Here is a 14,606-nt window from a genome sequence, read left to right as displayed (position 1 = left end):
GACACATAATACGATAAAGCATCAGCAATGATGAACATCGGTTTGATACTTGGTTATCGCTATTTCAAAAAAGAATTGTTAAAGATCCAAGCACGTATTCGCGTGTTTTGAGACAAGCTAACGATAAAACGTCAGCGCACAACACAGTGCACCTCAGAACAAACGCAAAACGAATTGCTTGACGATCATAGAGGCGTTGAACCACCTGATCCCATCCCGAACTCAGAAGTGAAAAGCGCCATCGCCGATGGTAGTGTGGGAGATCCCATGTGAGAGTAGGTCGTCGTCAAGCTTTATATTAAGAAGGCCCTGATAGCTAACGCTGTCAGGGCTTTTTTTCGTCTCAAGGAAAGTTCAGCAGACTGCTGACTGCAGGAAATCACCTATGGTGATATGCCTTCCTCTGTCTACTTTTGCCCATCTAGATTCTAGGCCTTCGCCTTACTATTAAATGAGCTTGCGCCTGTTTCGTACCTTAACGCGTGAGCGCTAATTATATGTAAGTTAATGGACATTTTTTATAAAGACTTCAGGAGGGTGCTAGAAGTAACGATGCTAGGTTTTCGGAAATAGTTGATGACTAGTTTGGTTGTTGTGCGTGAAGGTTTGTTAATAGCGGGTGACAAGATGTGTTAAATAATTTTGGGGATAAGCCTAGATTTTATTCACAAAAAAAGCCCAGCTCGGAGCTGGGCTTTGTGTATAGCTATTTGTTTGACTACCTAGTGTTATCTGCTAATTCGCTGAGTAATGCTCTCTGAGCACTGCGATACTCGCCTTTTCTTGGCTTTGACAACTGATACGATCCATCACTTTGAAGAATCCAGCTTTGAGTATTATCTGTGAGATAATACTCAAGTTCTTTTTTCACTCGGCGTGTTTGTTTATAGTCCTGAAGAGGAAAGGCTACTTCAATACGGTTGTTTAAGTTTCTATCCATGCCATCAGCACTAGATAGATAAACCTGTGGATTACGGTTGTTGTAGAAATAATATACACGAGTGTGCTCTAGGAACCTTCCTATGATACTTCGCACTCGAATATTAGAGGATATCCCTTTGATGCCTGGACGTAGTGTACAGATGCCTCGAACAATTAGGTCGATTTTTACACCTGCTTGAGACGCCTTATACAGAGATTGAACAAGTCTCTGCTCAGTTAAAGAGTTCACCTTAATTATGATACGAGACGGATCGCCTTTCAGTGCGTTTTCGGCTTCTCTATTTATCATGTCCAGCAAACGGTCACGAAGTGTGAAAGGAGCATGTAGTAGTTTTTTCACTTTCAACTCTTTACTCATACCTGTGAGTTGCTGGAAGACGCGATGTACATCGTCCCCAATTTCTTTATCACAAGTCATAAAGCTATAGTCGGTGTAAAGACGAGCGTTACCTGCGTGGTAGTTACCAGTTCCCAGGTGAACATAGCGAGTCAGATCTGCACCTTCTCTACGGACGATCAGAATCATTTTCGCATGTGTTTTATGTCGAACAACGCCATAGACAACAATCGCGCCAGCGTCTTGTAAGCGGCTTGCCAAGGCTAAGTTTTCAGCTTCGTCGAAACGAGCACGTAATTCGATAACGACAGTGACTTCTTTGCCGTTTCGAGCTGCTTCAACTAATGCATTGGCAATTGGTGAACGCGAACCTGTTCTGTATAGAGTTTGGCGAATTGCTACAACGTTTGGATCTTTTGCTGCTTCGCTTAATAAATCGATAACAGGTGAGAAGCTCTCAAACGGATGCATTAATAGATAATCACGCTGGCGAATAGCCTCGAATAATCCGCCAGAGCTGGCTAGTTTTCTAGGCAAACCCGGTGAAAAAGGAGGGTACATCAGGTCTGGACGATCAACGAGTTCTAGTACTGCCATAAGACGGCTCAAGTTAACTGGACCATCTATGCGATATAAATCTTGCTGTTCTAAATCAAATTGTTTAAGCAAAGAATCGACGATATGAAGAGGGCAGTTTTCGGCGATTTCTAATCGTACCGAGCTACCGTAATGTCGACTTTGTAATTCTGTGCGCAGCGCACCAGCCAAATCGACACCAATATCGTCGGAGTCTACTTCTAAATCAGCATTACGAGTCAGACGGAATTGAAAGCAACCTTTGACTGTCATGCCGGGGAATAACTGATCAGCATGGGCGTGAATGATGGAAGAAAGGAAAACTAGATTATCGCCACCTTCACAAACGTCATCTGGTAGTTTAACCAAACGAGGTAGCGAGCTTGGCGCTGGAACAATGGCAAGTCCATTCTCACGGCCAAAGGCATCACGACCTTCCAATTCAACAACAAAGTTAAAGGTTTTGTTTGCTAGTCTTGGAAACGGGTGTGCTGGATCGAGCCCAATTGGGCTGATGATAGGCAGCACATTGTCACGAAAATAGCGTTTGACCCAAGCGGCTTGTTTCTCATTCCATACGGTACGACGAATAAACTTAACGTTTTCATTCGCCAGTTTAGGCAAAATAATATCGTTGAGAATACGGTACTGACGACGTACTAGCTTGTGAGCTTGTTCGCTAATTAAGCCAAGTACTTTTTTCGGGTGCATGCCATCAGGACCATTTTTTTCACGGCTGTATTCTAATTGGCTTTTTAAACCCGCTACGCGGATTTCGAAAAATTCGTCCATGTTTGAGCTGAAGATACACAGAAACATCAATCGGTTTAAGATTGGATGATTTTCATCCATGGCTTGTTCAAGAACACGTGCGTTAAATTGTAAGTGACTTAACTCGCGGTTGAAGTAGAGCTCTGGATCAGCCAGATCAATCTCTTCAGGTAGGCGTTCTTCAATTGCTACCTTATTAGGATCTTGTGGTTGTTCCGGAATGGGCTCTAAAACAAGCTCTGCATCCAACTCTAAAGGTGGACTAGGAATGGTTTCTTTTTTATCTATTTCGTTCACCGACTGCTCAGACATGCGCTTTAATTCTCTCTAAATACCGTTTTATTGTGTTGTTGGTATCATTGTTCCTTTGCCTACAGTATGTAGGCATATACTAACAAATTACACCAACGCAGCCTGCTGGTCACCGATTCTGTGTGTTTATTTGTACTAAAAGTCGTTAGCTTTTAGTTTTCAGCAGGCGTGCTACATCTTTTGCAAAGTAAGTCAGGATGCCATCTGCACCAGCGCGTTTAAATGCTAGGAGTGATTCCATCATTACCGTATCTTTATCTAGCCAACCATTTTGAAAGGCGGCCATGTGCATTGCGTACTCTCCGCTTACTTGATAAGCAAACGTCGGCACTTCAAGTTCTGTTTTCACTCGGCGTACGATGTCTAAATAAGGCATGCCAGGTTTTACCATGACCATATCAGCACCTTCCTCTATATCTAGCATCACTTCGCGGATGGCTTCGTTAGAGTTAGCTGGGTCAATTTGGTACGTAAATTTATTGCCTTTACCAAGGTTGCCGCTTGAGCCAATAGCGTCACGGAATGGACCGTAATATGCCGAAGCGTATTTGGCTGCATATGCCATGATCAGCGTATTAATAAAACCTTCGGCTTCAAGTTCGTCACGGATTTCACCAATTCGTCCGTCCATCATGTCAGATGGCGCAACTATGTCCGCACCTGCTTTTGCATGTGAAAGCGCTTGTTTGACTAGTATGTCGACAGTGATGTCATTCAGTACGTAGCCTGAATCATCAATAATGCCGTCTTGACCGTGAGTGGTGTAAGGATCTAGCGCTACATCTGTTAGCACACCAAGTTCTGGGAAAGCGTCTTTTAAGGCGCGAACAGCACGTTGTACTAAACCATTCGGATTGTAGGCTTCTTCGGCAAGTAAGGATTTTTTATCACTTTCGACAACAGGAAATAGCGCGATCGTAGGGATACCCAATTCGACAAGCTCTTTGACTTCTTCTAACAGTAAGTCGATAGAAAGGCGCTCAATGTTTGGCATGGAAGGAATGGCTTCGCGCACATTATTGCCTTCAATAATAAACATTGGGTAGATTAAATCGTCTGCAGTAAGGCGATGCTCGCGCATCAGGCGGCGAGAAAAATCATTTTTACGCATGCGGCGCATACGAGTGTATGGAAATGTCATCCAATATCTCTCCTTTTCGCTGTGTATGAATGTACTTTAGTATTGTTACAATATTAAGACAGTGCCAGATTAAAAGCTTTGTGTTAAGACAAAACTTTACGGATTTCTAGCACTTAGTCTTTGTTTATCCGTTCTTTTTTGGTTTAAGTTTAGATTAGTTGCGCTTCAGCTTCTTCAAGTTCCTCTTGTGCTTCGAACCACGCTTCTTCACTTTCAACTTGGGCTTTTTTCCATTTCGCCTCATCACTCAATAAACTTTGCAGTTTGTTTCTTTGATCGGCTTCGTAAAGGCTTGAGTCAGCCATTGCTTCGGCAATACGATCAAGATGTTCTTGTGCTGTTTGAACTGCCTTTTCATACTTCTCGATTTGTTTGCGCAGCGGACGTAATTTTTCGCGCATTTCAGCCGCTTTACGACGCTCTTCCTTACGATCCACTTTATCGATTTTATCTCCAGCTAACTCGCCTTTTTCAAGTTGCGCGGCGCTGGCTTGTCTTGCTTGTAACCATGCATGATAAGTTGGCAAGTCGCCATCGAAAGCTTGGATTTGATGGTCAGCGACAAGGTAAAATTCATCGACGGTACTGTTTAGTAAATGTCTATCGTGGGATACCAATAAAATGGAACCTGTGAATTCTTGCAAGGCTTCAGTTAATGCTTGGCGCATTTCGATGTCCAAATGGTTGGTTGGCTCATCGAGTACTAATAGGTTTGGTTTGGTCCAAGAAATTAATGACAAGGCCAAGCGTGCTTTCTCTCCGCCTGAAAAGCCTTTTACCGCACGAAGTGCATCGTCACCAATAAAACCAAAACCACCTAGGTAACGACGAATATCACTCTCAAGCACTTTTGGGGTGAGTCGTTGAATATGCAGTAATGGCGAGGCTTCTAAGTCGAGAGCGCTTAGTTGATGCTGTGAGAAATAACCGATTTTTAGGTTTTCTCCCAAGATGCGATCACCAGCCAAAATGCTAATTTCGCCAACAATGGATTTGATTAGCGTCGATTTACCAGCACCATTAGGACCAAGTAAGCCAATGCGTTGTCCATCTCGAAGGGCAAAGTTTGTATTGCCAAGCTGAACGGTTTTTGTGCCTGATTCTGATGTATAACCCAAGTCTGCTTGAGATAAATTAATCAACAATTGTGAGGTTTTCTCGGCCACAGGGATTGTAAATTCAAATTGCGAATCAATATGTGCTGGGCCGATAATTTCCATTTTCTCGAGCATTTTTAAGCGGCTCTGAGCTTGCTTGGCTTTATCGGCTTTGTAACGAAAGCGATCCACATATTGTTGTAGGTGAGCACGTTTCTCTTGTTGTTTTTCGTAGTTGGCTTGTTGTTGCGCTAAGTGTTCAGCACGTTGGCGTTCATAATCCGAGTAGTTACCTTTATAAAGCACCAATTGCTTTTGATATAGGTGAACAATATGACTACAAATACCATCTAAGAAATCACGGTCATGGGAAATTAATAATAAGGTACCGGGGTATTGGCGTAGCCAGTTTTCCAGCCACATGACAGCATCCAAATCCAAGTGGTTGGTTGGTTCGTCGAGCAAGAGCACGTCGGAAGGGCACATCAAGGCTTTGGCAAGGTTAAGGCGAATTCGCCAGCCGCCAGAAAAGTCAGACACGGGCCTCTGCATGTCTGTCATTTTGAAGCCTAGCCCTTGCAGAAGTGTTTCGCCTCTTGATTGAGCTGTGTAGCCATGAGCATTTTCATATTCACCTAGCCAACTTGCATGAGCATGATCGTCGCCACTTGCTTGTGCTTTGGCAATATTGTTTTCTATGTCTCTGAGTCGATCATCGCCATCTAGACAGTAATCCAATGCACTGCGTTGTGTTTCTTCAACTTCCTGAGCCATAAAAGCAATACGGCGTTGTCCCGGCAGAATAACTTCACCAGTATCAGCATGCAGTTCGCCTTTGATCATGGCGAATAAAGAGGATTTGCCTGCGCCATTAGCACCAATCAGACCGACTTTTTGACCTTCAAAAATGGTGAGGTCGGCTTCTTCAAGTAGGAACTGAGTGCCACGCTGTAAACTAACTTCAGTAAATTGGATCATAAAAACTAGGAATCTCTTATCTCTATTAATGAGAAGTGATGTTGGTCGTTTCAATAGAAAGTACAATACGAAACATTTTAGAGTGCTGCTAGACTAAACGAAATAGCAAGCGTGCATATTCACAGTACATTTCCCAGTTAATCACGGTTTAAAGTAGATGATTGATCGTCTCAAGGGTAAAATGGTAGCAATATTTATTTGAACTTTTTTAGTTAGGCTTTTCGGCCTGAACAAGGTGTGCTTTGTGAACAATGTAACCATAAACGAAATCCAGCGTTTTTCCTTTGATAATAGTAATGTTCGTGGTGAACGCGTGTTACTGAATGACGCTTATCAAGAAATCATTAAGCGTAAGCAATATCCGCTAGCGTTAGAAAAACTCCTTGGTGAGTTTGTAGCTGCAATCGCGTTATTAAGAGACATTGTCAAAATAGATGGTGTGTTATCTATTCAAGCTAAGGGCTACGGCTTTTTGTCGACTTTGATGACTGAGTGTGACGAGCATCAAAATCTTCGTGGCATTGCTCAATGGGATGAAAGCCAAGAAGTGCCAGAGGTTATTTCTTTAAAAGATGTACTTGAAGGTGGTTATTTAGCGATTACTATCCAACCACGTAATGGCCAGCGTTACCAAGGTATTGTCGAGATCGTTGGTGACACCTTGTCTGAATGTCTTGAACAGTATTTCTCTCAGTCTGAGCAGTTGCCAAGCCGAGTGTGGTTGGCGGCTAATGGCGCACAATGTGGTGGTTTGTTCTTGCAGCGCTTGCCAGAAGAACAAGCGAAAGAAGGTGATGAGGATGCTTGGGAGCGTTTGACTCATCTTGCTTCTACGGTTAAAGAAGATGAATTGCTTGGACTTGAAACTGGTGAGTTGCTTCATCGCTTATACCACGAAGAAGAAGTTCGTCTTTATGATACTAAAGTGATGCAATTCGGTTGTTCATGTTCTCGTCAGCGTACTTTAGATGCTGTGATGTCACTAGGCTCTGAAGAAATACGTGAGCTTCTTATTGAGCAAGGTAGCGTAAAAGTAGACTGCCAATTCTGTGCAGAAAAGTATGAATTTACCGAAGCCGATTTGGTTGATTTGCTTGGTGATCAAGCGAAAACTCACTAATTTAAAAGACTACAGACGCTAAAACGTGGCGTGATTGACAAGGTCGCGCCACGAAATAATACCAATGACATGATCTTCATTGTCTGTTACTGGTAAACAGGAAATATCTACTCGTTTTAGCCACGCCACAATTTCTTCTACTGGTGTTTCTGCTTTTACTGTAATGGGCTGGCGCGTCATCACTTGATGAGCCGCTCTATTTAAGGTGTCTAGATCCCTAGGTTGCTCTGAAGCACTGTCTATAAAAGGGCTGATTAGGCGCAACAAATCCCTGTCTGAGATAATACCAACCAGTTTATCCTTTTCCGTAACCGGAAGGTGATGAAAGCCATTCGTTTCCATAATTTGTCTGACATTGGGTAAGCGCTCATCCATGTCGACACAGATGACATTCTTTACCATGATATCTTGTGCTTTCATTGCCATACTCCCCAGTACCCTAAATTATAGAATTTAGTATATTTATACTGAACATTAATATTTAAATATAGTAGCCAAATCGAAGCATGTTTTTTCTTAATGTTGTTAACATCGCCTTTCTTGTCGCTAAAGTCAATAAAATGAGCGCTATCGTGAAAGTTGAAATGTGGATATATCTACATTCTTATACTAAGGTCTCAAGACATTATTTTTAAAATCCGTATAATTAACTCACACCTGCTCAGAATCCCTTATTAAGCTGATTTTCTATGGATTTTTGGCATACGAGCAAAGGCGTTCTGAGGAGAGGGTGGAGAAAGTAAAGCAGTGCATTCTGAAATATTACTGCTGGCCAAAAGCCTCTTTTCTACATCACTCTCAAATTCACAATTGGCTATGACACGGCGAAATCATATGACCTCAAATTCTGTAGACGTTTTACTAGTCGGGGGCGGTGCCATGAGCACCACCCTAGGAGTGTTACTAAAGCAATTAGACCCTAGCATGACCATATTAATGGTTGAGCGTTTGGGTAGTATCGCAAAGGAAAGTACCGATGGCTGGAACAATGCTGGTACGGGCCATGCCGCATACTGCGAACTTAATTATACTTCTGAAAATGATGACGGCTCCGTTAATATTGATAAAGCAGTTAAAATTAACGCTGCCTTTGAAATTAGTCTCCAGTTCTGGTCTTACCTTGTGAAACAAGGATTGATGCCGGCGCCACAAGAGTTTATTCATCGAGTGCCACATCAAAGCTTTGTGTGGGGGCAGCGCAATGTTGACATGTTAAAAGCACGTCATGCAGCAATGAGTGCTCATCCAGCTTTCAAAGAAATGCAATTCACTGAAGATCGTGAAAAAATGAGAGAATGGATGCCTCTTGTTATGAACAACCGTAATGACAGCGAACCGCTTGCTGCAACACGTATCGAACATGGTGCCGATGTAAACTTTGGTGCTATCGCTCGTAATATGAGCAAACATCTAGAGACCTTGGATAACTTCGAGTTGAGTTTGAACTGTGAAGTGAAAGATTTAAATAAACGCTCTGACGGTCGTTGGGATGTTGAAATTGAGCAAAATGGTGCGCGTAAAACTATTGACGCTAAATTTGTTTTCCTAGGAGCTGGCGGTGGTGCTTTGCCTTTGTTGCAAAAAGCAGAAGTGCAGGAAGGTAAAGGTTTTGGTGGTTTCCCTGTCAGTGGTCAGTGGCTGGTGTGTGAAAAACCAGAATTGGTTGAACAGCATTTTGCCAAAGTCTATGGCGCCGCTCCTATTGGTGCGCCACCTATGTCTGTGCCGCACTTGGATACACGTATCATCGATGGCAAAAAAGCTATTTTGTTTGGTCCATTTGCTGGTTTTACGACAAAATTCCTGAAAACAGGTTCATTCTTCGATCTGCCGAAAAGTGTTCGTTTTGACAATATCAAGCCGATGCTAAGTGTTGGTAAGAATAATATGGATCTAACTCGCTACTTGATTAGTGAGGTAATGCAATCTCATAAAGATCGCTGTAATTCATTACGTCAGTTTTTTCCTGATGCAAAGGATGAAGACTGGGAGCTTGCGTACGCTGGGCAGCGTGTTCAGATCATAAAGAAAGACGAAAAGTTGGGCGGTAAGCTAGAGTTCGGAACCGAAGCGATTACCACCGAAGATGGCTCTCTTGCTGCTTTGTTGGGTGCTTCGCCAGGGGCTTCAACAACGGTAAATACTATGATTGGTATTCTAGAGCGCTGTTTTCATGAGCGTGTAGCATCGCCTGAATGGCAAGCGAAAATGAAAGAAATGGTGCCTTCTTACGGTGAATCACTGGTAGAAAATACCGAATTACTTCTTTCTATCCGAGCGAATACTTTAGAGACTCTAAACTTAAAGCCTTAACGTAATTTACGTCGATAGGATAAGTTTTCAAAAGCTGGGAATCCCCAGCTTTTTTGTATATTACATTAATACCATCATTGTGAGATTGAATATGACAATAACCTTTGCTGAGCGCGCAGATCAGTTGTGTGACAGATTACGAGACATGGAGCATCAAGCGGAAGAAGGTGATCAGCTGTTTTACTGTGCATATCTTCTAGGGCTTTTGGGCTTACATAGCAGTACCGAAGGAGAAGGGCGAGATGAGTTCGATCATGCTTTCACTGGGATCTTGCAAGACACGCTGGAAGCCGAAGGTGTAACAGATGGCGATCAAGAGAGTATCCAAGCATTGTGGGAAACGGTAAGCTCCACAGCGGTTTAGTTATTGATATATCTATTTGAACAATAAAAAGGGAGCACCAAATAAGCTTATTTAGTGCTCCCTTTTTATATCTATCACTTTGTATTTCAATAAATGGTATTAGAGTACTGGTTTATCTGGGTGTGGTGCATAAGCAAAGACATCAGAAAAACAGTTTTCTTTGCTAAGACCTTTTAGTTCTAACTGGTCAAGTGTGCCATAAACCATGCCAACCGATCCGCTGATAAAAGCAACGCTTTTACTTAGATCCGGATGATCTGCTAGAACCGCTTCATACAACCAGCCGCTTCGACCGTGCCATTCGTCGCCTTTCTCATTCACTATGACGTCTAGTGTAAAAGGTGTGTATTTGTGGGCTTCTTCTAACCACTCTTGAGCAAAAACATCTTCTGGTGTTCTTAATCCCCAGTAGAATGACACATTGCCAGTGAAATTCTGCTCAACCAAATGGCTATACAGACTTTTAATCTGAGCAAAACCTGTTCCGCCAGCAATCAGCAAGATGTTTTCTGGGTTGGAGTCTAGGACACCATTAGCGATATGGCAGTCGCCACCTGGTGCTTTAATTGTAATGCTATCGTTGGATTTAATGTGCTCAACGACTTTGCTGGCAAGAGACGCAGAATCTGAAACAAGAACATATAACGTCAAATAGGGTAGTTCATGTGGTGCGCTACCGATGGAATAAGGAACTTGTTCGCCAGTTGGTAATGCCACTATTAGATATTGACCAGCTTCAAACGTTAGATCATCCACCTTTAAAGTAATTTGATATACATTTGGGTTGATTGATTCAACTGCGTTTACCGTCGCGGTAATCTCTTTCATTTAAACTACTCCAATATAAGTCACGCTCACCTTAAAGTGGTCGCGGTGGAATTAGGTTGATCATTTAAGTAAAAAAAAACCACTTCAGGAAGTGGCTTTTTTACCGCAGACTTCTTGCTGCAGAAATATCTACTTATTTATTTTTGCCTTTCATTGACTCAAAGAACTCATCATTAGTTTGAGTTACTTTTAGGCGGTCAATCAAAAATTCTGTCGCTGCTACATCTTCCATTGGATTCAATAGTTTACGAAGAATCCACATGCGCTGTAATTCATCTTCAGATGTTAGTAAGTCTTCACGACGAGTACCTGAACGACGAATGTTAATTGCAGGGAAAGTACGTTTTTCAGCAATTTTACGGTCTAGGTGCAATTCGGAGTTACCTGTACCTTTGAATTCTTCAAAGATAACTTCATCCATTTTGGAGCCAGTATCAACAAGCGCCGTTGCGATAATGGTTAAGCTACCGCCTTCTTCGATGTTACGTGCGGCACCAAAGAAGCGTTTCGGACGTTCTAGTGCGTTTGCATCCACACCACCAGTCAATACTTTGCCTGATGAAGGGATAACAGTGTTGTAGGCACGTGCCAAACGTGTGATGGAGTCCAATAAGATAACTACGTCACGTTTATGTTCAACTAGGCGTTTTGCTTTTTCGAGTACCATTTCAGCCACTTGAACGTGGCGAGTTGGTGGTTCATCAAATGTAGAAGCAACCACTTCTCCGCGAACGGTACGAGACATTTCGGTTACTTCTTCAGGACGTTCGTCAATCAGCAACACGATTAAATGACATTCTGGGTTATTACGAGTAATTGCATTGGCGATGTTTTGTAACATAAAAGTTTTACCGGCTTTCGGCGGAGAAACAACCAATGCACGTTGACCTTTACCCATTGGGGCAACAAGGTCAATGATACGAGATGTCACGTCTTCAGTGGAGCCGTTACCAGCTTCCATCAATAGACGTTCATCAGGAAATAAAGGCGTTAAGTTTTCAAAAAGAATTTTGTTACGAACGCTTTCAGGCTTATCAAAGTTGATTTCACTGACTTTTAATAGTGCAAAATAACGTTCGCCATCTTTTGGTGGACGAATTTTTCCGGCAATAGTGTCGCCAGTCCGTAGATTAAAGCGTCTGATTTGGCTTGGTGATACATAAATGTCGTCCGGGCCTGCTAAGTATGAACAGTCAGGTGAACGAAGGAAGCCAAAGCCATCTTGAAGAATCTCTAAGATACCGTCGCCATAAATGTCTTCCCCACCTTTCGCATGACGCTTTAGGATTGAGAAAATAACATCTTGCTTGCGAGAACGAGCCATATTTTCTAGGCCCATTTCTGCTGCGATTTCTAAAAGTTCGTGTACTGATTTCTGTTTTAAGTCGGTAAGGTTCATAAACGGGTTTTGTATTAGCTCATTTGAGGAAAATTGACGGAATTAGAGTTAATCAATTAGTAACAATAATTTGTGTCTGGAAGTATTTTACAATGTATCAGCTACTCGGCACCAAAAACACAAAACAAGATGGTTAGATTTTTGTTCTGTTTTTCACTAGCCCGGATAGGGCAAAAGCCAATACAGCGCGAAACAATTTGATTGGGATCTAAATGTGATCTACTTACTGCTTTATCACTATCAAGACCATCCATACTATAGTTCGACTTAAAGGCGAGGTCTATAGTGAAATTCAGGAAAAAAACACTTTCTGGTAATTTTTTGATCAAACACAGGCTTTTGGGGGCATTCGCTAAGTGTTTTTTTAGAATTAAGTCATTATTAGGGCTTGATTTTCGCTAAAAGACGCTAAAAATTATAAAAAATTCATCAAATACTCTGTTGTTTTTGGTGTTTTGTTGCCAATGACATCGACCAGTAACTGATATACTCTTGTCCTTATTAAGACTTCTGCAACATAAGGCTTTCTGAATGCAATCACTTTTTTTGCAACAATCTCATGACTTTCCATTTGAAAAAATTGCTGCCATTGACTTGGGGTCAAACAGCTTTCATATGGTTGTCGCCCAAGTTACTCATGGGCAGTTAAGAATCACTGGAGAATTTGGGGAAAAGGTTCAGTTGGCCGCAGGTTTGGTTAACGGTCACCTAGATGACGCCTCTCAACAAAGAGGGTTGGACTGCTTAGCGCAATTTGCACAAGTGATTGAAGACATGCCGCCTGGCTCTGTTCGTGTTGTCGGTACCAATGCTTTAAGGGTCGCCAAAAACCGCTATGACTTCATCGGTAAAGCGATGGATATTATGAGTCATCCTGTCGAAATCATTGCAGGTCGAGAAGAAGCGCGTTTGATTTACGTGGGTGTCTCTAGAACAATGGATCATGGTGATGCTAAAAGACTAGTTGTTGATATCGGTGGTGGTAGTACAGAGTTCATTATTGGTAAGCAGCTTGAGCCGATATTAACGGAAAGCCTTCACATGGGCTGTGTGAGTTTTAAACAACGTTTTTTTGATGATGGTGTGATTAATAAATCCAATTTTCAGAAAGCGGTTACGGCTGCACGTCTAGAACTACTTAGTATTCAAGATGATTATCTTGATGAAACATGGGATGTAGCGATTGGTTCGTCAGGAACGATTAAAGCCGCTTTCAATATTGTTAAGGAAAACAATTGGAATAAGAAGGGCATTACTCTAAAAACACTGAAACAAATTCAAAAAGCACTGTTTGCCGCAGGGCATGCTGACAATATCGAGTTGCCAGGCCTTAAGCCTGAGCGGAAAAGTACCTTCGCAGCGGGGATTGCGATATTAACCGCTGTATTTGAGTGCTTTGATATTAAGCAAATGGATTTTTCTAATGGCGCATTAAGAGAAGGTGTGTTGTATGACATTATGGGTCGTTACGCTGAAACTGATATTCGTGAGCGTACCGTTAACTATATGTTGAACCAATATCACATCGATACAGAGCAAGCAAAACTCGTTACAAACACTGCATTATCTGCTTTAGCTCAAGTTAAAGAAGATTGGAACTTAAACAGTATCTCCAGTGAAGATTTATTGCGTTGGGCAGGGCTTCTTCATGAAGTAGGCGCTGGTATTTCGCATAGTCGATATCATAAACACGGTGCTTATATTATCCGTGAATCGGATATGCCGGGATTCTCTCAACAAGAGCAGCAAGCGCTAGCTAACTTAATTCTTAGGCATCGCCGCAAGTTTACTCAATCTTTGGATTACCGTTTTACGAAAAGTGATCAACAAGACTTGGATCGTTTGTCTATTTTACTTCGATTGTCTATTTTGTTGCATCACGATAGGAAAGAAGGCGACATGCCTATTTTCACATTAAAAGCAGATAACAAAAGTCTTCATGCCGAGTTCTTACCTGAATGGTTAAATAGTAGGCCTCTCACCTTAGCCAATCTTCAGCGAGAAGCTGAGTCATTGATTTCTGATGGATATACTCTCACGTTTAGTTGAGTAAGATAAAAAAATCGTTGCCTTGGTCTTAGGTTAGCTTATCTATTGATCTATAAAGGGCAGCGACTTCTTCTCTTTGAAGTCCTGTCACTCGTGATAAGCGTCCAATACTGGACGAAATCTGCACGGACTCTTTACCTTCGTTGTCTTTGTCTTCCGATTTTACAGGGGCTAGCTGATTTGCCAGTAGTTGTTTAGCACGATCAGATAATTGAACAGGATCTTGTTGTCGAGGTGAATCTTGGCGCACAGAAGCATCTGCCGAAGCTGTCATGCTAGGCAGATACAAAGGTTTGCTAGATACAGATGAAATCGACAAAACAGCCACCTGAGATAGTTGTTTGAGATACCCTATAGAGTAGTACAAAAAATGATCTAT

Annotated in this window: 11 protein-coding genes and 1 rRNA gene; 5 read left to right on the top strand and 7 right to left on the bottom strand. The window is 42.1% G+C overall.

Annotated features, from left to right (window positions below):
- Nucleotides 1-177 precede the first annotated feature (177 nt).
- Nucleotides 178-292: ribosomal RNA gene (gene rrf / locus BUA59_RS22975) — 5S ribosomal RNA — on the top strand.
- Between the two features lie 426 nt (nucleotides 293-718).
- Here rrf and ppk1 read toward each other — a convergent pair.
- From ppk1 to BUA59_RS22960, 3 genes are all read right to left on the bottom strand, one after another.
- A complete protein-coding gene (gene ppk1 / locus BUA59_RS22970) occupies nucleotides 719-2,938 on the bottom strand; it encodes a polyphosphate kinase 1 (RefSeq protein WP_100186513.1) in 2,220 nt (739 codons plus the stop codon).
- Nucleotides 2,939-3,083: 145 nt separating this feature from the next.
- A complete protein-coding gene (hemB, locus tag BUA59_RS22965) occupies nucleotides 3,084-4,079 on the bottom strand; it encodes a porphobilinogen synthase (protein ID WP_072842416.1) in 996 nt (331 codons plus the stop codon).
- Between the two features lie 149 nt (nucleotides 4,080-4,228).
- Nucleotides 4,229-6,154, bottom strand: coding sequence for an ABC-F family ATP-binding cassette domain-containing protein (locus BUA59_RS22960; RefSeq protein ID WP_072842415.1), 1,926 nt, complete (start codon nucleotides 6,152-6,154; stop codon nucleotides 4,229-4,231).
- Between the two features lie 244 nt (nucleotides 6,155-6,398).
- On the opposite strand from BUA59_RS22960, the gene hslO reads away from it, so the two are divergent.
- The gene (gene hslO / locus BUA59_RS22955) at nucleotides 6,399-7,274 is read left to right on the top strand and encodes an Hsp33 family molecular chaperone HslO (RefSeq protein ID WP_084122679.1); all 876 of its coding nucleotides are present in this window, start codon (nucleotides 6,399-6,401) and stop codon (nucleotides 7,272-7,274) included.
- 18 nt (nucleotides 7,275-7,292) lie between these two features.
- On the opposite strand, the gene BUA59_RS22950 is transcribed toward hslO, so the two are convergent.
- The gene (locus tag BUA59_RS22950; protein WP_072842418.1) at nucleotides 7,293-7,694 is read right to left on the bottom strand and encodes a CBS domain-containing protein; all 402 of its coding nucleotides are present in this window, start codon (nucleotides 7,692-7,694) and stop codon (nucleotides 7,293-7,295) included.
- Nucleotides 7,695-8,039: 345 nt separating this feature from the next.
- Between BUA59_RS22950 and mqo the strand changes: the two genes are divergently transcribed.
- Nucleotides 8,040-9,587 (top strand): malate dehydrogenase (quinone), encoded by a 1,548-nt coding sequence (gene mqo, locus BUA59_RS22945; protein ID WP_425435134.1) that lies wholly within the window; start codon nucleotides 8,040-8,042, stop codon nucleotides 9,585-9,587.
- A gap of 91 nt (nucleotides 9,588-9,678) precedes the next feature.
- Nucleotides 9,679-9,951, top strand: coding sequence for a YfcL family protein (locus BUA59_RS22940; RefSeq protein ID WP_072842414.1), 273 nt, complete (start codon nucleotides 9,679-9,681; stop codon nucleotides 9,949-9,951).
- A gap of 99 nt (nucleotides 9,952-10,050) precedes the next feature.
- Here BUA59_RS22940 and BUA59_RS22935 read toward each other — a convergent pair whose 3' ends face one another.
- Complete coding sequence (locus BUA59_RS22935) at nucleotides 10,051-10,779, bottom strand: NAD(P)H-flavin reductase (protein WP_072842413.1); 729 nt, start codon at nucleotides 10,777-10,779, stop codon at nucleotides 10,051-10,053.
- Nucleotides 10,780-10,912: 133 nt separating this feature from the next.
- The gene (gene rho / locus BUA59_RS22930) at nucleotides 10,913-12,178 is read right to left on the bottom strand and encodes a transcription termination factor Rho (RefSeq protein WP_072842412.1); all 1,266 of its coding nucleotides are present in this window, start codon (nucleotides 12,176-12,178) and stop codon (nucleotides 10,913-10,915) included.
- Nucleotides 12,179-12,709: 531 nt separating this feature from the next.
- Here rho and BUA59_RS22925 point away from each other — a divergent pair.
- Nucleotides 12,710-14,227, top strand: a complete 1,518-nt coding sequence (locus tag BUA59_RS22925) for a Ppx/GppA phosphatase family protein (protein WP_072842411.1) — start codon at nucleotides 12,710-12,712, stop codon at nucleotides 14,225-14,227.
- Nucleotides 14,228-14,255: 28 nt separating this feature from the next.
- Here the strand turns inward: BUA59_RS22925 and BUA59_RS22920 are convergent, their stop codons facing one another.
- Nucleotides 14,256-14,546, bottom strand: coding sequence for a hypothetical protein (locus BUA59_RS22920; RefSeq protein ID WP_072842410.1), 291 nt, complete (start codon nucleotides 14,544-14,546; stop codon nucleotides 14,256-14,258).
- Between the last annotated feature and the right edge of the window lie 60 nt (nucleotides 14,547-14,606).

The sequence above is a fragment of the Marinomonas polaris DSM 16579 genome, from assembly GCF_900129155.1.
Classification (GTDB): Bacteria; Pseudomonadota; Gammaproteobacteria; order Pseudomonadales; family Marinomonadaceae; genus Marinomonas; species Marinomonas polaris.
Note: the sequence above shows the minus strand (reverse complement) of the source record. Positions and strands in the feature narration are given on the sequence as shown.